28 protein-coding genes are annotated in these 24,706 nt (G+C 48.5%); 22 read left to right on the forward strand and 6 right to left on the reverse strand.

Going from position 1 to position 24,706, the window contains the following annotated elements:
* The first annotated feature begins 38 nt into the window (after positions 1-38).
* The 5 genes from ctaD (at position 39) to ACEN86_RS02930 (ending at position 4,271) form a co-directional block, all read left to right on the forward strand.
* Positions 39-1,847 (forward strand): cytochrome c oxidase subunit I, encoded by a 1,809-nt coding sequence (gene ctaD / locus ACEN86_RS02910; RefSeq protein WP_495634201.1) that lies wholly within the window; start codon positions 39-41, stop codon positions 1,845-1,847.
* Complete coding sequence (locus ACEN86_RS02915) at positions 1,844-2,470, forward strand: cytochrome (ubi)quinol oxidase subunit III (protein WP_127198999.1); 627 nt, start codon at positions 1,844-1,846, stop codon at positions 2,468-2,470. Before ctaD ends, ACEN86_RS02915 begins: the two co-directional genes overlap by 4 nt.
* A gap of 3 nt (positions 2,471-2,473) precedes the next feature.
* Entirely contained in the window at positions 2,474-2,794 is a 321-nt protein-coding gene (locus ACEN86_RS02920) for a cytochrome C oxidase subunit IV family protein (protein ID WP_127198998.1), read from the forward strand.
* Between the two features lie 102 nt (positions 2,795-2,896).
* The gene (gene ctaG, locus ACEN86_RS02925; protein WP_495632876.1) at positions 2,897-3,799 is read left to right on the forward strand and encodes a cytochrome c oxidase assembly factor CtaG; all 903 of its coding nucleotides are present in this window, start codon (positions 2,897-2,899) and stop codon (positions 3,797-3,799) included.
* A gap of 7 nt (positions 3,800-3,806) precedes the next feature.
* Positions 3,807-4,271: a DUF420 domain-containing protein gene (locus tag ACEN86_RS02930; protein ID WP_495632877.1), complete on the forward strand. Its 465-nt coding sequence runs from the start codon at positions 3,807-3,809 to the stop codon at positions 4,269-4,271.
* Between the two features lie 204 nt (positions 4,272-4,475).
* Here the strand turns inward: ACEN86_RS02930 and ACEN86_RS02935 are convergent, their stop codons facing one another.
* A complete protein-coding gene (locus ACEN86_RS02935) occupies positions 4,476-4,997 on the reverse strand; it encodes a hypothetical protein (protein ID WP_495632878.1) in 522 nt (173 codons plus the stop codon).
* 542 nt (positions 4,998-5,539) lie between these two features.
* Here ACEN86_RS02935 and ACEN86_RS02940 point away from each other — a divergent pair.
* The 7 genes from ACEN86_RS02940 to ACEN86_RS02970 all read left to right on the forward strand — a co-directional run bounded on the left by ACEN86_RS02940 (position 5,540) and on the right by ACEN86_RS02970 (position 10,178).
* Entirely contained in the window at positions 5,540-6,169 is a 630-nt protein-coding gene (locus ACEN86_RS02940) for a hypothetical protein (RefSeq protein ID WP_495632879.1), read from the forward strand.
* Positions 6,170-6,260: 91 nt separating this feature from the next.
* The gene (locus ACEN86_RS02945; RefSeq protein WP_495632880.1) at positions 6,261-6,674 is read left to right on the forward strand and encodes a GntR family transcriptional regulator; all 414 of its coding nucleotides are present in this window, start codon (positions 6,261-6,263) and stop codon (positions 6,672-6,674) included.
* Positions 6,671-7,591: an ABC transporter ATP-binding protein gene (locus ACEN86_RS02950; RefSeq protein WP_495632881.1), complete on the forward strand. Its 921-nt coding sequence runs from the start codon at positions 6,671-6,673 to the stop codon at positions 7,589-7,591. The genes ACEN86_RS02945 and ACEN86_RS02950 overlap by 4 nt, the downstream gene beginning before the upstream one ends.
* Positions 7,591-8,496 (forward strand): ABC transporter ATP-binding protein, encoded by a 906-nt coding sequence (locus ACEN86_RS02955; RefSeq protein WP_495632882.1) that lies wholly within the window; start codon positions 7,591-7,593, stop codon positions 8,494-8,496. Before ACEN86_RS02950 ends, ACEN86_RS02955 begins: the two co-directional genes overlap by 1 nt.
* Positions 8,489-9,769 (forward strand): ABC transporter permease, encoded by a 1,281-nt coding sequence (locus tag ACEN86_RS02960; protein WP_495632883.1) that lies wholly within the window; start codon positions 8,489-8,491, stop codon positions 9,767-9,769. Before ACEN86_RS02955 ends, ACEN86_RS02960 begins: the two co-directional genes overlap by 8 nt.
* 13 nt (positions 9,770-9,782) lie before the next feature.
* A complete protein-coding gene (locus ACEN86_RS02965) occupies positions 9,783-9,968 on the forward strand; it encodes a hypothetical protein (RefSeq protein ID WP_495632884.1) in 186 nt (61 codons plus the stop codon).
* Between the two features lie 48 nt (positions 9,969-10,016).
* A complete protein-coding gene (locus ACEN86_RS02970; protein ID WP_495632885.1) occupies positions 10,017-10,178 on the forward strand; it encodes a glycine zipper domain-containing protein in 162 nt (53 codons plus the stop codon).
* A gap of 123 nt (positions 10,179-10,301) precedes the next feature.
* Here the strand turns inward: ACEN86_RS02970 and ACEN86_RS02975 are convergent, their stop codons facing one another.
* From ACEN86_RS02975 to ACEN86_RS02985, 3 genes are all read right to left on the reverse strand, one after another.
* Positions 10,302-11,489, reverse strand: coding sequence for an MFS transporter (locus ACEN86_RS02975; RefSeq protein ID WP_495632886.1), 1,188 nt, complete (start codon positions 11,487-11,489; stop codon positions 10,302-10,304).
* Between the two features lie 143 nt (positions 11,490-11,632).
* Positions 11,633-12,028 (reverse strand): MerR family transcriptional regulator, encoded by a 396-nt coding sequence (locus ACEN86_RS02980; RefSeq protein WP_495632887.1) that lies wholly within the window; start codon positions 12,026-12,028, stop codon positions 11,633-11,635.
* A 141-nt stretch (positions 12,029-12,169) separates the two neighbouring features.
* Positions 12,170-13,006, reverse strand: coding sequence for a DUF2935 domain-containing protein (locus ACEN86_RS02985; RefSeq protein WP_495632888.1), 837 nt, complete (start codon positions 13,004-13,006; stop codon positions 12,170-12,172).
* A gap of 347 nt (positions 13,007-13,353) precedes the next feature.
* On the opposite strand from ACEN86_RS02985, the gene ACEN86_RS02990 reads away from it, so the two are divergent.
* The 7 genes from ACEN86_RS02990 to ACEN86_RS03020 all read left to right on the forward strand — a co-directional run bounded on the left by ACEN86_RS02990 (position 13,354) and on the right by ACEN86_RS03020 (position 19,961).
* Positions 13,354-14,595 carry a cation:proton antiporter gene (locus tag ACEN86_RS02990; RefSeq protein WP_495632889.1) on the forward strand — a complete coding sequence of 414 codons (1,242 nt, stop codon included), beginning with the start codon at positions 13,354-13,356 and terminating at the stop codon, positions 14,593-14,595.
* 159 nt (positions 14,596-14,754) lie between these two features.
* Positions 14,755-16,035 carry an ArsB/NhaD family transporter gene (locus ACEN86_RS02995; RefSeq protein WP_495632890.1) on the forward strand — a complete coding sequence of 427 codons (1,281 nt, stop codon included), beginning with the start codon at positions 14,755-14,757 and terminating at the stop codon, positions 16,033-16,035.
* Between the two features lie 16 nt (positions 16,036-16,051).
* Positions 16,052-16,330 (forward strand): hypothetical protein, encoded by a 279-nt coding sequence (locus tag ACEN86_RS03000; protein ID WP_495632891.1) that lies wholly within the window; start codon positions 16,052-16,054, stop codon positions 16,328-16,330.
* 155 nt (positions 16,331-16,485) lie between these two features.
* Positions 16,486-17,649 (forward strand): cation:proton antiporter, encoded by a 1,164-nt coding sequence (locus tag ACEN86_RS03005; protein ID WP_495632892.1) that lies wholly within the window; start codon positions 16,486-16,488, stop codon positions 17,647-17,649.
* A 522-nt stretch (positions 17,650-18,171) separates the two neighbouring features.
* On the forward strand, positions 18,172-18,570 hold the full coding sequence (locus ACEN86_RS03010; RefSeq protein WP_495632893.1) for a DoxX family protein: 399 nt from the start codon (positions 18,172-18,174) through the stop codon (positions 18,568-18,570).
* 60 nt (positions 18,571-18,630) lie between these two features.
* Complete coding sequence (locus tag ACEN86_RS03015) at positions 18,631-19,242, forward strand: flavin reductase family protein (RefSeq protein ID WP_495632894.1); 612 nt, start codon at positions 18,631-18,633, stop codon at positions 19,240-19,242.
* Between the two features lie 98 nt (positions 19,243-19,340).
* Positions 19,341-19,961 carry a DUF1349 domain-containing protein gene (locus tag ACEN86_RS03020; protein WP_495632895.1) on the forward strand — a complete coding sequence of 207 codons (621 nt, stop codon included), beginning with the start codon at positions 19,341-19,343 and terminating at the stop codon, positions 19,959-19,961.
* Here the strand turns inward: ACEN86_RS03020 and ACEN86_RS03025 are convergent.
* Both ACEN86_RS03025 and ACEN86_RS03030 read right to left on the reverse strand, forming a co-directional pair.
* Complete coding sequence (locus tag ACEN86_RS03025) at positions 19,936-21,291, reverse strand: sugar phosphate nucleotidyltransferase (protein WP_495632896.1); 1,356 nt, start codon at positions 21,289-21,291, stop codon at positions 19,936-19,938. The two genes, ACEN86_RS03020 and ACEN86_RS03025, sit on opposite strands and share 26 nt — an antisense overlap.
* Before the next feature lie 45 nt (positions 21,292-21,336).
* Entirely contained in the window at positions 21,337-22,161 is an 825-nt protein-coding gene (locus tag ACEN86_RS03030; protein WP_495632897.1) for a DUF6492 family protein, read from the reverse strand.
* 203 nt (positions 22,162-22,364) lie between these two features.
* On the opposite strand from ACEN86_RS03030, the gene ACEN86_RS03035 reads away from it, so the two are divergent.
* The 3 genes from ACEN86_RS03035 (at position 22,365) to ACEN86_RS03045 (ending at position 24,706) form a co-directional block, all read left to right on the forward strand.
* On the forward strand, positions 22,365-22,970 hold the full coding sequence (locus ACEN86_RS03035) for an undecaprenyl-diphosphatase (protein ID WP_495632898.1): 606 nt from the start codon (positions 22,365-22,367) through the stop codon (positions 22,968-22,970).
* A gap of 38 nt (positions 22,971-23,008) precedes the next feature.
* Positions 23,009-23,917: an alkaline phosphatase family protein gene (locus ACEN86_RS03040; RefSeq protein WP_495632899.1), complete on the forward strand. Its 909-nt coding sequence runs from the start codon at positions 23,009-23,011 to the stop codon at positions 23,915-23,917.
* Between the two features lie 87 nt (positions 23,918-24,004).
* The gene (locus ACEN86_RS03045; protein ID WP_495632900.1) at positions 24,005-24,706 is read left to right on the forward strand and encodes a response regulator transcription factor; all 702 of its coding nucleotides are present in this window, start codon (positions 24,005-24,007) and stop codon (positions 24,704-24,706) included.

A 24,706-nucleotide genomic window follows, 5' to 3' on the forward strand; every position in this document is an offset into this window, starting at 1 on the left:
TGGCTCACGCTCACAGTGTCAAGCGCCATACGGGGCTGATGGACTGGTTAACTACCGTTGACCACAAGAAAATCGGCATCCTGTACTTAATTGCCGGGGCTTTATTCTTCGGAATCGGCGGAATCGAAGCCTTGATGATCCGCTGGCAGCTTATTAAACCCATGAACGACTTTGTTTCGGCCCAGACTTTTAATGAACTTATAACCATGCATGGTACCACAATGATCTTCCTTGGCGTAATGCCACTTATCTTCGCCTTGATGAATGCGGTTGTTCCGCTTCAGATCGGCGCGCGCGACGTCGCGTTTCCTTTTCTGAACTCACTCGGCTTCTGGACATTCCTGTTCGGTGGAATTCTGCTGAACATCAGCTGGATGATGGGCGGAGCACCGGATGCCGGATGGACGGCTTACACGCCGCTGTCCACGGTTGCATACAGTGGCACACACGGGGTAGACTTCTACACCGTAGGTCTTCAGATCGCGGGTCTTGGAACCCTGATCGGGGGCATCAACTTCCTGGCTACCGTTATTACGATGCGTGCGCCGGGAATGACGTTCATGCGGATGCCAATGTTCACATGGACTGCATTTATTACTTCAGCCATTATTCTATTCGCTTTCCCTGCCATTACCGTAGGCCTTGTCCTGCTAAGCTTTGACCGGATTCTTGGCGCTAACTTCTTCGAAGTCAGCAATGGCGGTAACCCGGTTCTCTGGCAGCATATATTCTGGATCTTCGGACACCCTGAGGTTTACATACTCATTTTGCCGGCCTTTGGCGTCATCTCCGATGTTATTCCAACCTTTGCCCGTAAGCGGCTGTTCGGTTACAGCTCGATGGTGTTCGCAACCATCCTGATTGCCTTCCTGGGCTTCATGGTATGGGCTCACCATATGTTCACGACGGGAATGGGTCCGGTAGCGAATGCGCTGTTCTCAATTTCTACTATGCTGATTGCGGTTCCTACGGGAATCAAGATCTTCAACTGGCTCTTCACCCTGTGGGGAGGGCAGATCCGCTTCACGGCAGCTAACCTGTACGCATCTGGCTTCATTCCTACGTTCGTTATGGGTGGGGTTACCGGGGTTATGCTTGCATCCGCACCTGCGGATTACCAGTTCCATGATACGTATTTCGTAGTGGCACACTTCCACTATGTTATCGTTGGTGGTCTGGTTCTCGGATTGTTCTCCGGCCTTCACTATTGGTGGCCTAAGATGTTCGGTCGTGTACTCGATGAGAAGCTTGGCAAAATCGGCTTCTGGTTCTTCATTATCGGCTTCCATCTGACCTTCTTCGTACAACATTTCCTGGGCCTGATGGGGATGCAGCGTCGTATCTTTACTTATTTGCCTGGTCAAGGCTTCGATACTTTGAACCTGGTAAGTACAGTGGGCGCCCTGATGATGGGTGTTGGCGTTCTCGTATTCCTGCTTAACGTAGTAGTGACTACAAGAAGACCTGCGGATGCTCCTAACGATCCTTGGGAAGATGGCCGTACACTGGAATGGTCCATTCCATCCCCTCCTCCAGAATATAACTTCAAGCAGACTCCGCTTGTGCGTGGGCTTGATGCTTACTGGAAAGAGAAGATGGCTGGACATACGGAGATGACCCCGGCAGAACCGGTCGGTCCGATCCATATGCCATCGGCTTCCATTCTTCCATTTGTCATGTCAGTCGGTATCTTCGTTGCCGGACTTGGATTTATGTATCATCAATATGTAGTAGTTGGCCTTGGTCTGTTAGTTACCTTCATCTGCATGGCGATTCGCTCCTTGTATGATGATCATGGCTGGCATATTGATCCAGAGGAAACTACAGAGAAGGGGGTCAAAGCATGAGTGCACCCCATGCTGAACAGGTGACATCGGCTCTTCCCCATGAACCGGAGAAGGCCACACTTGAAGGCCGCAATAAAGTACTTGCGTTCTGGTTGTTCCTGGGCGGTGAGTCCGTTCTCTTCGGAACACTCTTCGCCACATTCCTGGCGCTGCGGGAGCAGATCGCTGACGGTCCAAGCGCGGATGAGCTGTTCAAGCTGCCTACAGTTGCAGCGGCGACCTTCATCCTCCTGGTAAGTAGTTTGACAAGTGTATTTGCCATCCAGGCTATGCATAAAGGAAATCGCAAATCGTTATCCTTATGGTTGATCGTTACGGTTATTCTCGGACTTGGCTTCTTGGGACTTGAGATATACGAGTTCGCGGAATATGTGAATCACGAGAAATTCGGCATGACGACGAGTGCGTTCAGTTCAGCGTTCTATACGCTGGTCGGCTTCCACGGTGCGCACGTATTGTTCGGGGTTGTATGGATCTCGCTGCTGATTGGCCAACTGGCGAAGAAGGGCCTGACCGTAGTTACAGCACCGAAAATTTATGTATCCGCGATGTACTGGCACTTTATCGACGTCGTCTGGGTATTCATCTTCACCGTCGTATACCTCCTTGGAAAGGTGGGTTAAGACATGTCAGAGCATAATACAAATCAAGGCAGTGCGGTGAGACATAGACACCGTACGGAAGGTCCCCAGAAACACGTAATTGCCTTTATCTTCTCCATCGTGCTTACCCTGATTGCCTTTGCGGCAGTAGCTGCTGGTGGAGTCAACGCCTCATTTACGATCATTCTATTGGTCGTCATGGCCGTCCTGCAGGTGCTCGTTCAGTTAGGTTACTGGATGCACCTCAAAGACAAGGGACACATGATCCCGATCCTGTTCATGGCCTTCGGATTCTTCGTAGCCGGGACAGCCGTAATTACAGCTTTATACTGGGTTTGGTGGTAAAATAGAGAGGAGGCTGGGTGACAGCCCCCTCTTTTTTGTTCAGTGAGACATTTGTCACACAATCGACAGTAAATCCGTGCCAGCAGATAAGGAGGTTTTGGTATGCTGGGATTAGAATATTTCAGCTTTAGAGATTTATGGAGCCCGTTGTTCATGGCCGCTGATCTTCTGATTATTGCAGGCTATTTACTGCTGATGGGCCCGCTAAGTGAGCGGTTTAAGAGCGGCCGCCCCGTAAGTGCCGGGAGGAAAATCGCTTTTATAACCGGAATGCTCGTGATCTATCTGGCCCAGGGAGGGCCCATCAGTCTGATGGGCCACATCATGTTCAGCTTCCATATGCTCAGCATGGCACTGACCTATCTCGTTGCGCCTCCTCTCCTGATGCTGGGAATCCCGGATTGGGCGTGGAGAGGGATTCTGAAGTACAATCCCTTGCGGAGGCTGTCCTTTCTGGCTCATCCCATCGTAGCGGCCGTGCTGTTCAATGGCTTGTTCTCGTTCTATCATCTTCCGGTCGTCCATGATTACGTCATGCTTCACTTTGGAATTCATCGTCTGTATTACGTGATCTTATTCGCTGCCGCAGTCCTCATGTGGTGGACGCTGGTGAACCCGCTTCCGGAATATTCGGAGACCAAGGGTCTGAAGAAGATGGCCTATATCGCCATTAACATGGTGCTGCTTACCCCGGCATGCGGACTGATTATCTTCTCGTCAACCAGTCTCTATGCGACTTACAATGATCCGGCCGTGTGGGCCAAGGCAATGGGATATTGTGTGTCGGGAGATACGACTATGCTTCTGCGGACATTCGGCGGGCCGGGATATTTCGCCTATATGGATCCCCATGTTGACCAGCAGGTGGGCGGAATTGTAATGAAGTTCATACAGGAGATTATTTTTGCATCCATGCTTGCTGTAGTGTTCAGAAATTGGTACAAGCAGGAGAACAAGGATGATGAAGTATATGGCAATGAGTTAAAGAATGCAACAGGAGGATGAAATTAAGATGGATGTGTATACCCTGTTTCCCACAATCAGTACTTCCTTTATCGTCATTAGTGCGATTCTGGTTGCCATTGGCTGGGGACTCATTATTAAGGGAAGAAGAGAAGCGCATAAGAAGGTGATGCTTGCCGGAGCTGTAGCGGCTCTGATCTTCTTCATCATTTATGCGTCCCGGACGATATTAATCGGGAATACGAACTGGGGCGGTCCGGCTGATCTGGCGATCTATTATCAGATCTTCTTGATCTTCCACATTATTTTGGCCACGGTTGCCGCCGTGTTTGGTATTACGACGATCGTTCTTGCTTTCAAAGAGAGATTCGCCAAACACCGCAAATGGGGCCGGGTTACGGCCGTGATCTGGTTCTTCACCGCAATTACTGGTGTAGCCGTATATGTTCTGCTGTATGTTATGTATCCAGGCGGACACACCAAGTCGATGATTGATACGATTTTCGGGTTATAGACAAGTGATTTTAACTGAATAAGATGATCGATAAGAGCCGGCGAGGGGATCGCCGCCTCAGTCTGTAGACAAAGTTCCAACCGGAGCGGTCTACAGACTTTTTTTTGTTGAATAAGTAAGGAGAAGGTTGAGTTGAGGTGTCTGGGAGATTGTCTGCAATTTGAGCAGCTATGAAAGGTGCCCTTTTTATGAATAATTGTTAGTTCAAGGTTCTAGCAGTTTAGATCGTGGAGAAACTTTGAACCAGTTATCAGAACCGATTTGGTCTAAGATTCGTTCTTTATCGGTAGTATTCTGGAAAGCCTCACTATACTTAAATTTCTTAATATAATCATTTCCCTCTGAATCAATAATGTACATATAGTATTCTGAGGTTGAGGTACCGTTCATTTCATAATCATACTGAAAAATATAGATACGATCGATTTTTTCGGCTGAGGGGAGCGCAGTAGCCATACTATTGTCCTTCCAGTCATTCACATGATTTAAAATACTCTTATCCCTTTGTACCGAAAATAATTCAGGCTGAGGCTTTTTTGATCCTGTCTTGTAAACAGATACATAAGCTATTGTCGGAATCTGCTTAGTTTCAGTTAAACTTGATTGGCTTTCAGTGGAATTTGAATGAGTACTTGCAGTTTGGTTTTGGGTCTTAACCTCTGAACAAGCTGTTAATGTTACAACTAATATAGATGTAATTAATAAAAGTTTCTTCGGCACTTTCACAAAATAACCTCCAAAATATAATTCTTTAAATATAGAATTTTACATATACTGTATAGGATTCCTATTATAGTAGATTGTTTGATACAAAAGGAAGGCGTATTTTTATATTAGACTTAACTGACTCCTTTAATTTGAAGCAAGTATACGATACGGATAAATCAAGGAAAGGCAAGGCTAAGGTCGGTTTCAGAGAACGGACTGGACAATCTTATCCGTAGAATCATATGGAAACAAGAAGTGTGTCTGGAATTGAGCTGGCGAATTTATTCGCCAGTCTTTTTTTTTGTAGAAATTTTACAAAAAGCTCATTGACATGGTTAATTCTGGACATTATACTGTGTATAAAGATATACACACTAAGCACACAGTATGCACAGTAAACAATACAGCAAATGTGCTTACACACTGTACCCTACAAAACGGATCTTTTACATCAAGACAAGAAAGGTTGATTTTGATTGAACACGTGGAGAGAAGGTTGGTTTATTTTTTGGAACAATTTAAGGAGTGCGCCACTCTATCTCTTATGGAATGTCGTCTTCATGCTCTATATGGGCCTGACAACCAGCTTTTTGTTCACGAGGAGTGACAACGGCCCTGTTGATCCCCTGCCGGATTTCATGCTTCTGCTGCTCGTTCCGCTTACAGGCTTTCTATTCTGCCGGAGGGGATTTCGTTACCTTAAAGATGACTCCTATACGAAGATGCTGTACTACTACCGAATTCTTCCTATCCCGCTGAAATTTATCATGAGCAGTAGAATCATTCAGTTGTTATTCGCCCTGGTATTCAATAATGTAATTTTCTTCGGCTTCCTGCTGGTTATGTCCTATTCCTACTGGGTGGAGATGAACGCAGTAAGCTATATATCCTTTGTTATTACATGGGTGGGTTACGGGCTGCTCATGACAGGCAGTTATATCTATTACGAATTCCTGAAGCGGGGAGTGATCTACATGTGGGCAAGCATTACCGTGAATGCGTTGGTCGCCTCCCTGGCTTTCGTAATCTATATGAACGGGGGCAATCTTGTCCGCTTTGTGATGGATTATTCGAAGCAATATGGACTGCTCTCCCCGTTAATGTGGGGAACCTTGGCGGTAGGAGGACTGGTTCTAGCCCTGATCTGCCGGATTACGCTCCGGAAGATGGCGGTAAGGGATTTGGCTTAAGTCTTCGGGTGACGATCATTTTGAGCCTTCAGTCCCGCTGCATATACAACCAACATAATTGACTTAGAGAACTGAAGGTGAGGTGCGAAGGGTGTGGATTCCCATTCAAATTAATGAGAACAGCGCCGAGCCTTTGTATCACCAGATCAAGACACAGCTTCGCTCGCTTATTGTCAGTGAGCAGATTGAGGAAGGAACGTTGCTTCCTTCCATCAGGGAGTTCGCAGGAAGTCTGAACTGCAGCGTGATTACAATTCGGCGCGTATATCAAGATCTGGAAAACGAGGGATTTCTACGAACAAGGCAGGGAACAGGTACGTTCGTAGCCAAGGTGGACCAGGGCGAACGAAGTGAGTACCGGAGAACGGTTGTACAGGAAGCGGTAGAGGCTGCTGTAGACGCTGGGCTTGCCGTTCAATTTGGAGAAGACGAGCTTAAGACACTGTTTTTACAAATATTGAAGAAGAAGTATCACAGCAATCAGAAGGAGGAGGATGCCAAGTGACAGAAGCATTGGCCGTGCAGATGAACGGGATCCGCAAGCGCGGAAGGCGGAAGCCGATAGGGCCGCTGAATCTGGAAATACCGTCCGGTTATGTAGTGGCTTTGGTTGGACCTAATGGCTCCGGGAAAAGCACAATCATGAATCTTATCCTGCAGACGCTCCAGCCAGATGAAGGGGAGATAATCTGGTTCAGCAGGAATGCTCACGGGGTGCTGCCAACAGAGCTTAGACAGCTGATTGGTTATGTGCCTGAGGTTCCTCTATATGAAGAGAATCATAAGACTCCCGAGGAAGCGGCTGCTTTCAGGGCACGCTGGTATCCAAGATGGGACCAGCATAGGCTTGAGGAATTGCTCAGACGCTTCGAGGTGCCTGAGAAGGTGAAGCTGAGCAAGATGTCCAAGGGAGAGCGGCGAAAGTTCGAGATTGCGGCAGCGTTAGCCTGCCGGCCCAAGCTGCTGCTGCTGGATGAACCGTCATCGGGACTGGACCCTTTTGCCTGGAAGCATATGATTGACGTGCTCCGCAGCTGCCTCGAGGAAGAGGAGATCACGATTGTGCTGTCCACTCATATTGTGGATGAGGTGAAGCGCCTGGCCGACTATATCGCGCTAGTTCATCAGGGCGAAGTCAAAGGCATGGTGGAGAAGGATGTGCTGATGGGGAACTGGAAGGAGCTGTGGGTTCGGACAGATAGAGCCCAGCTCGAAGGACTGCCGGATATTCTTGAGATTCACGAGGATGGCCCGTCCAACTGGCGGCTTCTGGTACAGAATCTGGCAGAACTTGAAGACATTTTGGTAGACCGCGGTGTTAGTATATTGAAGAGCCGGGGGCTTGAGCTGGAGGACATTCTCACACTATGGATGAAGGGCGAGTTGCCTGAAGAGATCAAATGGAAGAGGGGAGAATTTTAATGACACAACCTTTGGTAATTGACAATCTGTTCAAGCAGTATGGGGAGAAGACAGCCGTGAACGGGGTCTCGCTCGATGTGAAAGAAGGCGAGATTTACGGACTGCTTGGCGGGAATGGCGCCGGAAAGACCACGACGATGCGGATGGTTCTGGGGATTATTTACCCCGATGGAGGACGTATTCAGTATCACGGCAAGGATTACAGCAGCGAGCTTCAGCACGGCATGGGTTACCTGCCTGAAGAGCGGGGCTTGTATCCGAAGGTGAAGGTTAGTGATCAGATTAATTATTTGGCCCGTCTGCGCGGGATGTCATCCAAGGATGCCGACAAGAGTCTCCGCTACTGGCTGGACCGGTTCGAAGTGCCTGAGTATTACGACAAGAAGATTGAAGAGCTCTCCAAAGGGAATCAGCAGAAAATGGGCTTTATCGCAGCCGTGGTTCACCGTCCGAAGATCCTCATTCTGGATGAGGCTTTCAGTGGTCTGGACCCGGTGAATGTTGAAATTCTTAAGTCTACCGTGAAGGAGCTTCGCGATAACGGCACCAGCATCCTGTTCTCCACCCACCGAATGGAGCACGTTGAGGAGCTGTGTCAGCGGATTACGATTCTTCACCGCTCCAACCCGGTTCTGCAAGGCAACATCAGAGAGATCAAGCAGCGTTATCCGAGAGAGCAGATTGTACTGAACACCACAGGAGAAGTAACAGGACTTGAACAAATACAGGGCGTGCAAAGTGTTGAGAAGCGTGAACGCGGCTACCTGATACATATTACTAACGTTGCGGCCGCACGAGAGATTTTGAATATGGCAATGCAGCAGACAGAAGTTGAACATTTCGAGATTAAAGAACCGACGCTTAACCAAATCTTTATTCAAGAGGTGGGTGAATCCAATGAATAAGCTGGGTACGGTAATTGGCTTTACATTTTGGAATAAGGTGAAGACTAAGGCTTTTGTAATTACAACGATTATATTCGCACTTCTGGTTACCATTGGGGTTAACGTGCCATATCTGATCAAATTGTTCACTGGGGATGATGGCAATAAAGACACCAAGATCGGGCTGATCTACGGCAGTCAATCCGAGATTGCTCTTCGTCTGGAGCAGTTCGCAGCAAGTCAGCCGAAAGCGGGCTTCAAGCTGGTTAAGTATGAACAGGCCGATGAGAAGGTTCTCGCCAAAGATATTGAAGATAAGAAGATAGACGGGTACTTGCAGTTCAAGGATGCACCAGCCGGGCAGTTCCCGCAGGCAGTGTATACCTCGAAGGATGGCAGTCTCGACATGGGACTTCAAAGCACCCTGCAAAGCGGACTGCAAATTGTGAAGACACAGTATATTACCAAAGGGTCCCTAACTGATGCTCAGGTAGCCGCATTGAACCAGCCGGTTCAGATCGACGCCCAGCAGGTTAAGGGGCAGGACGGTAAGGAAGCTTCGGGCAAAGGTAAGCAGACCGGTGCAAACTATGTGTTCGTCTATATTATGATCGTGCTGTTCTGGATGACGACCATGATGACCGGGAATATGATTGCTGCCGAGGTAACTTCCGAGAAGAGCTCGCGGATTATGGAGATTCTGATTACCAGCGTGTCTCCGTTAACCCAAATGTTCGGCAAAATTGTAGGCATGTTCCTGATTGGGATCCTGCAGATCGGAATCTTCGGGGCGGTAATTGCGATCAATGTAATGCTGCCTCATAACCGCGAGGCGTTCAGTCAGCTCAATATTGATATCAATCAGCTTGATCTCAGTGTGCTGCTCTATGGATTAGTGTTCTATGTACTCGGATATATGCTGTTCTCAACTTTGTTCGCTGCTGTGGGTTCTATGGTCAGCAGAACCGAAGACCTGGGTCAAGCGGTTATGCCGATTACGATGATCAGTCTGGCTTCGTTCTATATTGGAACTTTCAGTGCTTCATCTCCTAACTCAATGATTCTCAAAGTCGCATCCTATATCCCATTTACTTCCCCGGTATCGATGCTGATCCGTGTGGGCCTTGGAGATGTAGCGATGTGGGAGGTTGGCTTGTCACTCCTGATCCTGCTTGTCTCGATCTTCGTGTTCGGATGGCTGTCCGCCAAGATCTACCGCACCGGGGTGCTGATGTACGGCAAGCGTCCTACTTGGAAGGAAGTCCGCAAGGCTATGCAGGCTTACAAGATCTAAGGGAGGAATTGAAATGACAAAGCAATTCTATCTGTTAATCATGCTGATGCTGTGTCTCACTAATACATTGATATTAACGAATCACTATGAGCTGCCCATTAATGATTTCTTTAAAGGGATTATAAGTGGTATCACGATAGTCGGGAACATCTATATCCTTGTCCAGTTGAGCAAGAGAAAAGGTCTAAAGAAAGTATAGATTTCTGATAGCCCAACAGCAGACTAACAAATAAAGTGAGGTGCTGCCATGATGAGAAGAAAAAGCATGGGAAGAGGATTGGCCATAGGGATTGCGTTTGGAGCTGCACTGGGTGTAACTATGCACAATATAGCTGTCGGAATTACTATTGGAGTTGCTCTGGGAATCGCGTTCGGGGCTGCCTATGACAGAAGGAACCGACATAAGTAACAGGATAGAGAAAAGATAATTGACCAGCAGGATGAGTGATCCTGCTGGTCATTTTCTTTTTAATGAGAGATAGTATGGGTTTAATTGGGCTGGTTGCGTGTCCCGCCACTTATCTGCAGCAGTTTAGCTCAAGTTATCCGTAGAAGTCTCGAATCCCCTTTTCGAACCAAACAACTTGATTTTCAACCCAATACATGCAGAAGCAAGCACGAGAAACAATACTCCACTCCAAGCAATCAGGTGTGTTCCCATCTGGGATAGAAACCATCCGCCTATGGTGGTGCCAATCGTGATCCCTAAGTTTCCAAAGGAGACAAACAGGCTATTAGCAAATTCAGGTGCTTCTGAGGCTTCAGAAGTTAACCAAGTTTGACTTACAATCAGGCCGCCGGTAAATACAGCCCCCCATATAATTATGATAATACTCATGGGAATGGAATAGCTTCCGAGGTAGTAGATCAGACAATAGATAGCTCCGAGCACAAGAGGATAAGAAATAATGGTTTTTACCATATTTCTGCTCAGAAATTTAGCGGCCTGCATATTGCCAATGATCCCGCTTGCGCCAAATAGAATTAACATGATGCTTACCATTTTACCGCTCATCCCTGTCACGACCTCGAGATATTCAGCAAAATAGGCATAGACAGAGTATAAGGACGCCAGGATACAACAAGCGGCTGCAATATTAAGCCACAATTGGGGCTTGGTCAGAACATTTAGCTGTTTCCCGAAGGATAACCGTCTCTCAGCGGGCATAGATGGAAGGAAGATCAGAATGCCAAGCAGTGAAATGGCATGGACGACGGAGGAAAAAAGAAACGCGGCTTCAAGTGAAAACTGATCTCCTATAAAGGATGTGATCGGAACGCCTAATACCATCCCCACCGTTAACCCGGTGAACACTTTAGCTACCGCTAGGGCACTTTGTTCTTTTGGGACAGAGCTTGCCGCTGCCGCAAAGGCAACTGAGAAGTAGACAGGATGGAGAAAAGCAGGAATTAGCCGAAACATCATCAAGAGGTTATAACTTGGGGCAAAGGCGGATAGAAGGTTAGAGATCGTAAAAACAACTAGCACGCCAGCCAAAATCTTTTTCCGATTTACTCCAGAGAATAATAAGGTCATGAATGGACCGGAAATGGCAATGATCAGGGCAAACATGCTAACGAGCATACCAGCTTGGGATGCACTTATATGGAATTTATCGGTTATGATTGGCAATATGCCCACGATACCAATCTCTGTATTTGTAATGCCAAATACGCCGAGGGCAATAGCATAAGTGAGAAATGATTTTTTGGAATGCAAAAGAATTCATCCTTTCATTATACATATTAATTTCATGTGTTTAGTTGGTATTGTGAGTGAAACTCTCCAACACCAAATGAAAAATAGCCGTGGACTCATCCATTTGATGTTCGTGAGTTTTAAATAGAGAAGATCTGTGCTGCTTACCCGGAGGATTTTTGCCTTAATCGGTAATTATCTTCCATTCCTTTATAAGTCACGATTTTATCAGCCAGTAAATCAAGATTTTTCTGAAGTTCCATAATTCTGTTCTGAACTTCAGTATAATGCTCTTCGAGAAGAATCCTCCTTGCCGTTAGAGTTGGATCACCTTGCCTCCGGAGTTCAGCAATTTCCTGCATTTTGGTAATAGACATTCCCGTGGCTTTAAGACGGGTTAGAAATTCAATCCAAGTAACGTCCATTGAAGAATAACAACGATACCCATTTTCATCGCGATCAATGGAACACAGAAGGCCTATATTCTCATAATAGCGAAGAGTATGGACACTAAGACCAGTGACAGCTGCGACCTGACGAATGGTTAATAACTTTTCCATGAACCCAATATACACCTTCGAGTTAACTCTAGAGCAAGCTTTTTTTGCGGGGGAGGAAATATAGAATAAAAGACCCGTAGAATCAGAATTACCTGATCTTACGAGTCTTTTTTGGATTGGTGGCTCTATTGTTAATTAACTTTAAGACTGAAAAGAAGGCTTCTTCAGTGAACAGTTCGAGGCAACATCCCTTAACTCAGGTACATAGGCACTTAAGCTTATAAGGAAATAGCAGGTCTCGGGGAAATGATGCTCAAGGAACCGAAGGTTTGTCTTGTTAAATACCTCCGTGTTCTTGAAACGCGTGACCACCATACTGATGAAGCTGTTCATCTCAAGTACGGTTACGCCTACTTCATGAGCCATAAGCTGCTGGCGTCTGAATCCGGGAGGAGTGAACCGGAGATAACTTTTCATTTCCCGGTTCTGGATCATAAAGCTCTCGAATTTCTGGGAGTAACCATCGAGACGATGAATAAGATCTATCTCTATGGGATCAAGCATATTTCGTAGCAGAATAGCATGCCCAAGCTGGTCTTCCAGCCACAGATCGAGCAGCTCGACAATGGAGAGCACGGGTGCCGGTTGTCCCTGTACATAATATGACAGCTGGCGTAAGTACTCCTGGTTCTCATTCAGAGTACCGTTGAAATAAGTGGGAGAGAGACTAATCTGCACTTCATTGTTGATTCGATGTCTCTGCAAACTCCCTTCAAAATCATAGTATCCCTTGGCGACAGGCCAGATTTCCTTGGCTAGCTGGATCATTCTTTCTGAGCTTACAGCTTCATCCCCAGGCAAATTATTCAATTTGATAAGAAGATCTCCAAATGCTTGAATATATTGATCTGCCGCAGCTATCCACTGTTTCTCATAAGGGGCCAGCCCTTCGAGTACGAATATGGCATGATCCTGCAATATGGCAATCCAGAAGGCATGTTCCTCCCAAGTTGAAATGTTCCTAATCCCTGTCAACATGATTCACCCCGTTCTACCGATATCTTCCTGAAATTCATGCATCTAATTATATGTGCCGGTAGGAGGGGAAATTCCTGATCCAGACTTAGAGACTGGGGAATTATTCTTTACATTTTGAGCTGCTCCTTGTTATAATGACGCTAGAATTGGATATCGGAGATCACCGGAGGAGCCTGCCAACAGCGGGCTCTTTTTGTCTTTTTCTCATTGTGAAGCTTAGCCGGGCTCAGCAAGTGCTTTAAACTATACATACCTGGTTATGATGAGAAAGAGAAAGTAAGCTCCTTAGTCAGTATGGAGTGCGCTGTGGAGTTCAGATATAGAGATGAAGGAGGGCCAAATGGGTCATGCATCAATTTAACGAAATTTTCATCCAATTATTAATTCTTCTGGCGGTCTCCATGTTCGTGATTGCGATTGCCAAGAAGCTGAACCAGCCTTATTCGATAGCGTTGGTTATCGTCGGTCTTCTGCTGGGTGTGACGCATATTCCTTTCCTAGAGGAGGCTGAGGCGTACATAACACAGTCGCATGTTTTTCAGGCGGTCATTATCTCCCTATTCTTGCCAATCCTGCTTGGAGATGCGACACTTAAGCTGCCTTTCTCGCATCTAAGAGAGCAGAGCAAGCCCGTACTGGCCTTATCCCTGGGAGGAACCCTGTTGTCCTTCCTGATTATTGCACTCAGCAGCTATTATGTGATGGGCCTGCCGCTTATTGTGGCGTTTACCTTCGCTTCCCTGATGAGCGCAACAGATCCGATTAGCGTCATCTCGATCTTCAAATCACTCGGTGTGCCGAAGTCAGTGGTCACGATTATTGAAGGCGAGTCGTTGTTCAATGACGGTATTGCCGTGGTATTGTTCCAGATATCTTCTATTTACCTGCTGTCTTATATGGAGATGGGCTGGGCTCTTGGAATCGGAAGTGGAGTGCTCCTTTTCCTTAAATTTGCACTGGGCGGCATGGCCATTGGGGCGGTAATGGGCTACATTTTCTCGCAGATTATCCGATTCTACGATGATTATCCGCTGGAGATCGGGTTCTCCATGCTGCTGTTCTTCGGCAGCTACTTTATCGCAGAGCATTTCCACGTATCGGGCGTTATTGCGGTGGTGGTAAGCGGACTCATCTTTGGCAGTTATGGCGCGAAGATCGGCATGTCGGAGACCACGGAAATGAACATTAACTCGTTCTGGGATGTCATCACCTTGATCGCAAATTCACTGATTTTCCTGATGATTGGACTGGAGATCAAAAATATTGATTTTGCCCACAGGTGGCAGATGATCCTGCTGGCCATTGTGATTGTGCTCGTTGGACGGACCCTTGCGCTGTATACCAGTGTATCGGTGCTGCGGAATTTCCCAAGGTCATGGAAGTCCGTACTCAATTGGGGAGGCTTAAAAGGAAGCCTGTCCATTGCGCTGGCACTTAGTCTGCCGCAGTCGTTCGAAGGGCGGGAAGATGTGCTGGTGCTGACCTTTAGCGTAGTTCTGTTCTCGCTGCTGGTACAGGGATTAACGATTAAGCCGCTAGTATTGAGGCTTGGTCTCAGCGGTCAGAATCAGAAGTCCGAGCACAATTAACCTTTACATGTTCAGGTACGCCTTGATATAATAGCTTAGAATTTGATATCGGAGATCACCGGAGGAGCCTGCCAACAGCGGGCTCTTTTTGTCTTTTTCCGGGCATATTATCATCCACAGAGAAGCACACAGAACACGGACGACGAAGGGGAGGGACGTATGGAACAACAGGCTTATTGGGCAATAGGTATATTTCTTGTTATTTACGCACTGATTATTTCAGAAAAGATTCACCGGACCATTGTTGCCATGCTGGGCGGTATACTGATGGTATCCTTCGGGATCGTCAGCCAGGAGACGGCTCTGGAACACATTGACTTCAATACACTCGGACTGCTCGTTGGAATGATGATTATCGTAAGTATTACCGCGGAGACGGGACTTTTCAAGTACATTGCGATCTGGGCGGCCAAGAAGGTCAAGGGCGAACCCGTACGTATACTCATTGTACTGGGGATTATAACGGCCTTTGGCTCGGCGTTCCTCGATAATGTGACAACCGTACTGCTCATGGTCCCTGTAACGTTCAGCATTACCAGGCAGTTGAAGGTGAACCCGGTGCCGTTCCTGTTCACCGAGATTATCGCCTCCAATGTCGGGGGGACGGCCACACTGATTGGAGATCCGCCGAATATTATGATTGGCTCAGCGGTCAAAGAATTGACGTTCATGGCCTTCATCTCCAATCTGACGCCGATTATTATCATTATCATGCTGGCCTATATTCCTTTGCTCGTTTTGATGTTCAGGAAGAAAATCCAGACGACACCCGAGCTCAAGGCAAGCCTGCTGAAGCTCGATAATTCGGAGCTGATCACTAATCATAAGCTGCTCCGCAAATGTCTGGTTATCCTTGGGCTAACCATCCTTGGATTCTTCCTGCATCAGACGCTGCATCTGGAGTCAGCAACTGTAGCCCTTGCGGGAGCATTCCTGCTCCTGTTAATGACCGGGGAGCATACGATGGAGAAGGCACTAAGCCGGGTAGAGTGGACGACGATCTTCTTCTTCGTCGGACTGTTCGTTCTGGTCTCAGGTCTTGTGGAGACTCATGTGATTGCCAGGCTGGCGGCAGGGGCTATGGAGTGGACAGGAGGAGATCCGCTGGCTACCTCCATGCTGATACTGTGGCTCAGCGCTATTGCTTCAGCCTTCCTGGATAACATTCCTTTTGTGGCTACCATGATTCCCATGATTCAGGAAATGGGCCAAATGGGTATGCAAAACCTGGAGCCGTTATGGTGGAGTCTTGCACTTGGTGCCTGCCTGGGAGGGAACGGTACCTTGATTGGGGCGAGTGCCAACCTGATTGTGGCAGGCCTTGCCGGCAAGGAAGGTCACCCGATCCGCTTCGTGGACTACCTTAAGCTTGGATTTCCGCTGATGCTGCTATCCATAGCACTGTCGAGTGTCTATATCTACCTGCGTTATTTGATGTGAGGAACGGGGGATGGTTATGCTAACCTATAAGTTTGATTCAACTGTACTTGATCTCCAGGAGAGCCAGGATGGCACGGATGTGGAGTTCAGTATCAAGCTTCACGATGGAAATTCTGTCGATCAGTTACGGCTTGTTCAGCAGGTCTTCGATAGTAATACAGACTACACGGATGTGCTGTTCTATGCGTACGCGAATTATGAATATAAGATTATCGTGCGGCAGGAGCACTACAACGATTTCGTGATTGAGTTGTTTAAGGCCCGCTTGCTTCGGAGTCTGGAGTGGGCGGATTAGAAGACATCTAACATTTGAATAGGTTGTACCTGGAGGAGCCTGTCACCAAGGGAGATCTGTGTCTAATCACAGTTATCCCGTGGTGGCAGGCTCTTGTTGTCTATATAGCAAGGCCATAACTATTGCGATACAGAAGAAAGGGAAGGTGGAAGCATATGCTGATTTTTGACATGGCGATTATTTTATTGGCGTCCAAGCTTGCCGGGGATCTGAGCGTGAAGATGCGCCAGCCCGCGGTGCTTGGCAAATTATTGATTGGGATTCTATTAGGACCGGCCCTGCTTGGACTTATTCAGGAGACGGATGTCTTGAATGAGATTAGCCAGATCGGTGTGATTCTGCTGATGTTTATCGCGGGACTGGAGACCGACACCGAAGAGTTCAAACGAACAGGGAGAGCTTCGGCTTATGTTGGGCTGGCTGGTGTGATATTTCCGTTAGCCCTTGGCTACGGAGCCGGAGTTCTTCTGAGCATGCCTCCGCTGCATGCCGTGTTCCTGGGACTGCTGCTGTCAGCCACAAGTGTAAGTATCTCGGTGCAATCTCTGAAGGAAATGGGGCAGCTGAAGTCTAGGGAGGGCACGACCATTCTGGGTGCTGCCGTTATCGATGACGTACTGGTGATTATCGCCCTTGCTTTCCTGATGAGCCTGTCTGGTGGAGATGTTAATCTAGGTCTGGTTATTCTCAAAAAAATAGCTTTCTTCGCCATAGCGATCCTGTGCGGATGGAAGCTGGTTCCGTGGATAATGCGGAGGCTTGCGAAGCTGCGCGTCTCCGAGACAGTCGTGTCTGCTGCACTTATACTCTGTTTTGCCTTCGCATATTTGGCGGAATACGCCGGAGTCGCGGCGATCATCGGAGCGTATATCGCTGGGATCTCTATCAGCTTGACGGGATACAGACATGAAGTGACAGAGAAAGTGGAGACGATCAGCTACGCGTTCTTTGTTCCGGTCTTCTTCACAACCATAGGAGTGAAGGTGGATTTCACAGGCATGTCGGCTCATCTCGGTCTGATTGTACTGCTGAGCCTGCTGGCCATCGCGACCAAGCTGTTCGGTTCGGCAATCGGCGCAAGGGTGGCCGGCTTCAACTGGCGGAGCGCCATGGCTGTTGGCGCAGCGATGGTGTCACGTGGTGAAGTTGCGCTGATTATAGCCGCAATTGGGCTTGAATCCGGGTTATTATCCCCGGAAATGATGACCGTATTGGTTATTGTAGTGCTCATTACCACGATGGTTACGCCGATACTGATGAAGCTGTTCTTCAGAGAACGGAGCGAGGATATGCATGTGGGTGTAACAGAGAGGGACTAAAGAGAGAAGCCAGAAACACAGCAACTCTAGGTCAAGCCAGCGAATCAGTTACCTGAAAAAAGGCTGATTCGCTGGCTTTACTATTTATTCGAAGCTGTTTATTTTCAGCAGGAGTAAGATTCTAAAGTGCTAGACTGATGCAGTTTCAATAAGTTAATGGGCAGTTTATCAAACAGCTTCCATACATAAGATGGGCGTAGAAGTTTATTTTTCGCTGAACCCTGTTGACAGATCTAACAAGATATATTATCTTTAATTCAAGATAATTAAATCAAAGATAAAAGGTGGTGACCATCATGACAATGGTCAATAAGCTCCTAAGCAAGGAATTCGAGGCGGCCTTTGAAGGTAGAGGGTAGAAGAGTCCGAGGTGGGGTGCCCTCAGGCGAAAGCTTAAAGTTGAGCATTCGAAACGATTGGCAAAAGTCAGTTGGTGGCTCATATAAACAGCAAGTCACTTTTTCAGAAATGATATCTTGAATTAAAGATAAATTCAAAAAACTAAAATTGGAGATGATTATTATGATGGAATTAGGGTTGTTGATTATTCGGGTGGTTATTGGGTTATTGTTCATTGGTCACGGGGCACAGAAGCTGTTCGGGATGTTCGGGGGTTATGGACCGAAAGGAACGGGAGGTTGGATGGAGTCAGTTGGCATTAAACCGGGAGTAGCCATGGCGGTTATCGCAGGCTTGATCGAATTGATCGGAGGAACTATGTTCGGTATCGGACTGTTCACTCCCGTGGCAGCAATTCTGATTGCCTTGACTATGGTAGGCGCGATTGTAAAGGTGCATGGACCGAATGGTCTGTGGGCAACTTCTAATGGTTATGAATATCCGCTGGTCGTTCTGGCGGTAGTCATTGGTGTAGCTCTTACAGGAGCCGGTGCTTATTCCTTGGATGCAGTTCTTTTCTGATTGCCTGTAACAGAACGTGCTGCCTTTCCCATTCAAAATTAGGTTCAGAGGAGCATAGCTATGATCTCAATCGATCCATCTCTGCAGGAAGATAGGGATAATTATAAGCTGCTTATTGGAAGTGTCGTGCCGAGGCCGATTGCTCTCGTTACTACACTTACAGAGGATGGGGTGCTGAATGTCGCCCCGTTCAGTTATTTCTCTATCGTATCCAGTAATCCGCCACTCTTATCGGTGTCGGTCCAGCGTAAGAACGGGGAAATGAAGGATACAGCCCGCAATGCCATCAGGCAGGGTGAGCTTGTCATCCACATTGTCGATGAATCGAACGTTGAGGCAGCCAATCAAGCGGCAGCCAGCCTGCCGCCTGAAGAAAGTGAAGCTGCTGCTGCCGGGCTAACCCCGGTGAATAGTGAAGCAGTCCGCGTGCCGGGAATTGCTGAAGCAAAGTTCAGAATGGAATGTATTCTTGATCATGCCTTCCAGCTTGGAGGTACCGGGGGAGAGCCAGGATGCGACCTGCTCATTGCCCGTGTAGTCCGGTTCCAGGTCGCGGAAGAGATTCTTCAGGACGGACGAATCGATGCCGGGAAGCTGGCTCCCGTCAGCCGTATGGCGGGTGACTATTACTCAACATTGGGACGGTTGTTCTCTATAGAGCGGCCGCAATAAATAGATTGAAAGAAAGCCAGCATAAGATGCTGGCTTTCTTTGTTATTTCCTCATTTATGGTAGTATTAACATATTAAGGAGAGAGGAAGTGACTGCGGATGAGTCAAACCGTTAATTTTAAGATGAAGCAATCCTTGCCAGAAGATTATTACTGGGTAAATGAGCCAAAGCGTGTGGAATGGAAGGAGAGGCAAGGGCTGGTAATGACTACAGAGCCGGATACCGACTTCTGGCAGAGGACGCATTATGGCTTTCAGCGCGACAATGGGCATTGTCTGTTCACGAAGGTGCAGGGAGATTTCGCTTTTACCGCGGAGGTCTCATTTGAACCCCTGACTCAGTACGATCAGTGCGGCGTGATGCTGCGTGCTAATGAGGATCACTGGATCAAAGCCTCGGTAGAGTATGAGAATGAAGCCTTCAGCCGGCTCGGGTCGGTGGTCACGAATAAGGGCTATTCGGACTGGGCGACAACCGATATTTCAAGCAATATTAAGTCGATGTCCTACCGGATCAGCCGCAGGGGAGATGATGTATTAATCGAATATAGAGCCCCGGGGGCTGATTCCGGCTGGAAGCAGATGCGGATCGCCCACCTGCATGAGGCTGAGGCAATGATGGAAGTAGGCATCTATGCCTGCAGTCCGCGCGACCGTTCATTTATCTGTTCAGTTATTGAGCTGGCCATCGGGCCTAATCAGTGGGAGCAGGAGGAATAGAAGCTGGAGGCTTAGCTGGAGGAATGGGTTCTCTAAGCTGTACGCTTACGAACTCCAGCATCGTATCAGCATCAAGGCTGTACGGGGAGCCCGGCATAATCTCCAGCACGTCGCCGGACTTGACGGCCCGTGGGCTTTCATTAACCTTCACTTGTCCTGAGCCGGATAGAATCATCCAGATCAGCCTCCATTCCGGCCCGGCGGGTTCCCCCATGTGCTTGCCTTGGAGAACATGAACGACGGATATGATCTCATCCGGTGCCTTCACAGGTCCGGATCGGCGCAGGATCCTTGTACTTCCCCAGCTGTACTCTGTAATGGAAGGAAGAATAGTTCGTCCCGGATCAAGTTCCTTAATCCGGCTGCTGTTCTCTTTGGAAGCAACCAGGATCCCGTCGGGACTTGCGGCAACGATCAGATCAGAGACCCCGATCACATGAATCGGCTGGTCCAGCTCGCTGACAAGATGAGTATCTATGGAATCCCCGGAGATGCTTCCGGGTCCAATGGAGTTCGTACCCAGGTGCTTGGTGAATGTATCCCAGCTCCCCAGGTCTTCCCAAGCCCCCTCATAAGGAACTACAACCGTATTCTTGGTATGCTCCACGATTTCCTTGTCAAAGCTAGCCTCTGACAACCCTTCATACAGCTGCAGAAGCTGGTCATAATCGCTTGGCAGACCATACCCTAGAAGTGCTTCAGAAATGAACCTCAGCGAGAAGGCAAACACCCCGCAGTTCCATAATGCTCCCTTCTCCAGTAGGCTGCGTGCCTGGTTCATATCCGGTTTCTCCGCGAATTTGGACACCCGCTGATAGATATCACCCTTATTGGACTCCGCAGCTTCGGGCACAATATAGCCGTATTGGGTTGAAGGGAATGTAGGCCGGGTCCCGATCAGCGCAATATTAGCGCCTGAGCTTGAGAGAACCGATGGCAGGGTGCGAAGCAGCTCGAAGAAGCTTCCCTCTACATAAGGATCGACGGGCATGAAGACGAGAGACTCGTCCGGGTCAGCTCCCGGCTGAGACTGAAGATAGGTGCAGGCAAGCGCAATTGCGGTCAGAGTTCCCCGCTTGTGGGATTCGGTCAGAATCGGTATGAGATGCCCGATCTGACTGCGCATAAGCTCAAGCTGACTGTGATGGGTGACAATGGTAGCGGAGTCCAGCAGTCCGGCCTCACCGAGCTGCCGGCATACCCTTTGAATCATCGATTCCCGGCTCCCGTCAGGGGCGGGCAGCAGCTTGAGAAAGGTTTTGGAGCGGACCTCTCCGGATAACGGCCACAATCTTTTACCGGATCCTCCGGACAACAGGATGATTTTCATATGCACACCTCCTTGGGAAGACAAATCTGGGAACAGACAACGGCGTTATACTGACTTCTTGGGGCGGAGGGAATAGCCGCTGCGTTTATGGAAGGACAAGGAGCGGAAGGAGCTGGATAACTGCTGCCGTTCTGCAGCGGGAACCGCCAGGATGGATTTCTTGAATTCCTTGTTCAGGGCAGGTCTCAGCTTGATCGAGCCCGGATAATTGGTGCGGACGTAATTGCCATAAGTCTCAAATTCCGAGAAGCCGAACTGTTTCTTGCGGTTAAGCTGCTTCAGGATAGCAGTGTACCAGCGGGCCCCATGTCTCTTCTCTATCATCTTCTTGAGCCTGGCGAGCTTGACCGAATCATAGAGCATATAGTGATTGACAAAAGATTGGGGTGAGCTTGCCTTCTGCCCGGTCAGCCGGGCGTGAATATGGAGGTATTCCGGATGCGTCCATTTCCGGTAGAAGAATGTGGTCTTGCCGTCCGCAAGAAAAGTATGGGGCCGAATCATGACCGTATCCGCATCGGTCACCAGAAAGTGCCGATTCCTGCACACCTTGTCACCGTTCAGCTTGAGCAGCTGCTGATAGAGCCAGCCGGAGCGGTCCCACGTACTGGACCGGTAGGTAATATCCTTCTTGGTAATTGGCAGTACGGTATTCTCATGTACAAAGGTACATTTCTTCAAGCGGCATAGACTTCGGATTCGGGCACTGTCCGGGGATACGATATAAATGGTGCCAACGGGATGGTTGACATATTTGCGTATTCCGTCAATCACAAAGGGCAGGGTGCCCAGATCCTTCTCAATAGCGGGTATCAGCACATCGATTGGGGTTCGTGCGCTTAACGATGCTTGAGACACGGTGTCATTCATCTCCCTTTTATGGAATCTATAAAACTCATGCCGTCTTGAAATTCGCAAGCTATGGTTACAAGATATGCTGCGGATTCCGCCGCTGTTTGTGTATCTGTCTTCGGCCCTGTGTTACTCATCAAATTCTTATTTTTCTCTCATGCTGCTGTAATTCAGCCGTGTTACATTGGGCTTACAAATGCAGAGGAAAAGGTGACTTCAAGATGTTAAGCAATCTCGATTATGATATATTTCAGATGATCAACCACTTCGCCGCAAGCGTCTCTGTACTGAATCCGGTTATGAAATTCTTGGCGGAAGACGCAGAATATCTGTTTTTTGCCGGCGTGCTGCTGTATTGGTTCATCCGGACCGACCGCAACCGGAGAATGACGTTCGAGGCACTAATTGCAGCATGCATAGGCCTTGGAATTAGCGGATTGATCGGGCATTTCCTGTACCGGGATCGTCCCTTTGTTACACATCCTGTGATTCAGCTGATAGCTCATCCGGCGAATGCATCTTTTCCAAGCGATCATGCCCTTGGAGCTTTTGTTATTGCGTCTACGATCTGGTTATATCATAAGAAGACGGGCATCCTATGGCTCATTCTGGGTGGATTGATTGCACTGTCGCGGGTCTGGACAGGGGTTCACTATCCGTCGGATGTCATCGCGGGTGCGGTGATGGGTAATCTCATTGCGCTTACTGTGCATGGGGTATTCAAGTACTCGGCACGCCTTCGCAGAATAGAGACGACAATCATCGGCATATATGAGAAAATTGAACATAAGATATGGGCCAAGAAACCGGCCGTGAAATCTTCATAATAGAGACGATCAAGGTCAAGTAGAAGGGGGAAGCTGATTTGAAAAACACGTTGTTAGTGCTTCTTCTATCCGCTGCGCTGCTGTCAGGCTGCTTCTCTAATGGAGCATCCGCCTCGAATCCCGTGCCTGCTAAAGGCAGCACGAGTATAACCCCGGCTGAATCTTCCCGCCCGGCTGGTGCCGTGAAGAAGTATGACCATGTGGTTATCCTCGTTGAGGAGAATCACTCCTACAACCAGATTGTGAACAGCAATCAGAATCCGTTCATGCAGTCCCTGATCAAGAAGGGCGCCTTGTTCACAGACGCTCACGGGATTACTCATCCGAGCCAGCCGAACTATCTGGCGCTGTTCTCGGGTTCTACGCAGGGCATCAAGAGCGATGCCTGCAAGGGTCCGTTCCAGGCTCCCAATCTGGCAAGCCGCCTTGCCGCAGCGCACCTTAGCTTTGCAGGTTATTCCGAAGATCTGCCGTCTGTCGGCTTCGCCAAGTGTTACTCTAAGGGATATGCACGGAAGCATAATCCCTGGGCCCAGTTCACGAATGTGCCGAAGGAAGCGAACCGGCCCATGACCGATTTCCCTACAGATTTCTCGAAGCTTCCTACGGTATCGTTCGTCATTCCTGCGCTGGAGAACGACATGCATGATGGAACTGTCAAGGAAGCGGATGATTGGCTGAAGAAGCACCTTGGTGCTTATGCAGCCTGGGCAGAGAGTCATAACAGCCTGCTTATCATCACTTGGGATGAAGATAATTTCGCAAGGCCGAATCATATCCCGCTGATCTTCGCCGGCGCGGGGATCAAGCCGGGCAAGTATACACAGACCGTGAATCACTATCATGTTCTGCGCACCCTTGAAGCGATGTATGGGCTTGACCCTCTAGGAGAAAGTAAGAAAGCTCAGCCTATCACGAATCTGTGGGCAGCACCCGCAGCCCAATAGCACACTTTGAACGTCCTTCTGCTCCGGCAGAAGGATATTTGTTCATGAGGACAGGAATGAATCACTTAAGAAAAGGGCTGGCAGATAATGAGTGACACCATATTAATTATTGAAGACGAGGATAAAATAGCCCGCCTGCTGGAGATGGAGCTCAGCTATGAGGGTTATAAAGTCGAGCGGGCATCCACGGGACGGGAAGGGCTGATGAAGGGGCAGTCGGGAGGGTGGAGTGTCATTCTGCTGGACATTATGCTGCCGGAGCTGAGCGGAACCGAAGTGCTCAGACGTCTTCGTCAGACGGATCCAGCTACTCCCGTTATTCTGCTTACAGCAAGGGATGCCGTACCGGATAAGGTAAGCGGACTGGACTTGGGAGCGAACGATTATATTACGAAGCCGTTTGAGATCGAAGAAGTACTTGCCCGGATTCGGGCATGTATCCGTAACCGGAGACAGGGGGATACCGGGTATCTGGAGATGCAGGAATTCCCCGAGCTTAACCTGGGCGACTTGACCGTCGTTCCTCTAATGCGGAAGGTGACCCGGGGAGAGGACCTCATTGAGCTGACACCCAAAGAGTACGAGCTGCTGCTCTATCTGCTGGAGAACCGCAACCAGGTGCTGACGAGAGATCAAATTATTAGCCAGGTCTGGGGTTATGATTTCTCCGGGGACACGAATGTGGTGGATGTGTATATCCGTTATTTGCGCAAAAAAGTGGATTATCCCTATGAGCATCAGCTCATTCATACCCATCGCGGTGTAGGCTACTCCATAAAGGAGACCTGA

It is taken from the genome of Paenibacillus sp. Paensp111 (assembly GCF_059492195.1).

Excerpts from the sequence above, each read along its gene's own strand:
- ACEN86_RS03045 (WP_495632900.1), top strand. The coding sequence starts at position 24,005 with ATGAGTGACACCATATTAATTATTGAAGACGAGGATAAAATAGCCCGC.
- ACEN86_RS02965 (WP_495632884.1), top strand. The coding sequence starts at position 9,783 with ATGACAAAGCAATTCTATCTGTTAATCATGCTGATGCTGTGTCTCACT.
- ACEN86_RS02985 (WP_495632888.1), bottom strand. The coding sequence starts at position 13,006 with ATGTTGACAGGGATTAGGAACATTTCAACTTGGGAGGAACATGCCTTC.
- ACEN86_RS03025 (WP_495632896.1), bottom strand. The coding sequence starts at position 21,291 with ATGAAAATCATCCTGTTGTCCGGAGGATCCGGTAAAAGATTGTGGCCG.
- ACEN86_RS03020 (WP_495632895.1), top strand. The coding sequence starts at position 19,341 with ATGAGTCAAACCGTTAATTTTAAGATGAAGCAATCCTTGCCAGAAGAT.
- ACEN86_RS03035 (WP_495632898.1), top strand. The coding sequence starts at position 22,365 with ATGTTAAGCAATCTCGATTATGATATATTTCAGATGATCAACCACTTC.
- ctaD (WP_495634201.1), top strand. The coding sequence starts at position 39 with ATGGACTGGTTAACTACCGTTGACCACAAGAAAATCGGCATCCTGTAC.
- ACEN86_RS03010 (WP_495632893.1), top strand. The coding sequence starts at position 18,172 with ATGATGGAATTAGGGTTGTTGATTATTCGGGTGGTTATTGGGTTATTG.
- ACEN86_RS03000 (WP_495632891.1), top strand. The coding sequence starts at position 16,052 with ATGCTAACCTATAAGTTTGATTCAACTGTACTTGATCTCCAGGAGAGC.
- ACEN86_RS02915 (WP_127198999.1), top strand. The coding sequence starts at position 1,844 with ATGAGTGCACCCCATGCTGAACAGGTGACATCGGCTCTTCCCCATGAA.
- ACEN86_RS03015 (WP_495632894.1), top strand. The coding sequence starts at position 18,631 with ATGATCTCAATCGATCCATCTCTGCAGGAAGATAGGGATAATTATAAG.
- ACEN86_RS02930 (WP_495632877.1), top strand. The coding sequence starts at position 3,807 with ATGGATGTGTATACCCTGTTTCCCACAATCAGTACTTCCTTTATCGTC.
- ACEN86_RS02980 (WP_495632887.1), bottom strand. The coding sequence starts at position 12,028 with ATGGAAAAGTTATTAACCATTCGTCAGGTCGCAGCTGTCACTGGTCTT.
- ACEN86_RS03005 (WP_495632892.1), top strand. The coding sequence starts at position 16,486 with ATGCTGATTTTTGACATGGCGATTATTTTATTGGCGTCCAAGCTTGCC.
- ctaG (WP_495632876.1), top strand. The coding sequence starts at position 2,897 with ATGCTGGGATTAGAATATTTCAGCTTTAGAGATTTATGGAGCCCGTTG.
- ACEN86_RS02955 (WP_495632882.1), top strand. The coding sequence starts at position 7,591 with ATGACACAACCTTTGGTAATTGACAATCTGTTCAAGCAGTATGGGGAG.
- ACEN86_RS02960 (WP_495632883.1), top strand. The coding sequence starts at position 8,489 with ATGAATAAGCTGGGTACGGTAATTGGCTTTACATTTTGGAATAAGGTG.
- ACEN86_RS02970 (WP_495632885.1), top strand. The coding sequence starts at position 10,017 with ATGATGAGAAGAAAAAGCATGGGAAGAGGATTGGCCATAGGGATTGCG.
- ACEN86_RS02990 (WP_495632889.1), top strand. The coding sequence starts at position 13,354 with ATGCATCAATTTAACGAAATTTTCATCCAATTATTAATTCTTCTGGCG.
- ACEN86_RS03030 (WP_495632897.1), bottom strand. The coding sequence starts at position 22,161 with ATGAATGACACCGTGTCTCAAGCATCGTTAAGCGCACGAACCCCAATC.
- ACEN86_RS02940 (WP_495632879.1), top strand. The coding sequence starts at position 5,540 with ATGCTCTATATGGGCCTGACAACCAGCTTTTTGTTCACGAGGAGTGAC.
- ACEN86_RS02995 (WP_495632890.1), top strand. The coding sequence starts at position 14,755 with ATGGAACAACAGGCTTATTGGGCAATAGGTATATTTCTTGTTATTTAC.
- ACEN86_RS02920 (WP_127198998.1), top strand. The coding sequence starts at position 2,474 with ATGTCAGAGCATAATACAAATCAAGGCAGTGCGGTGAGACATAGACAC.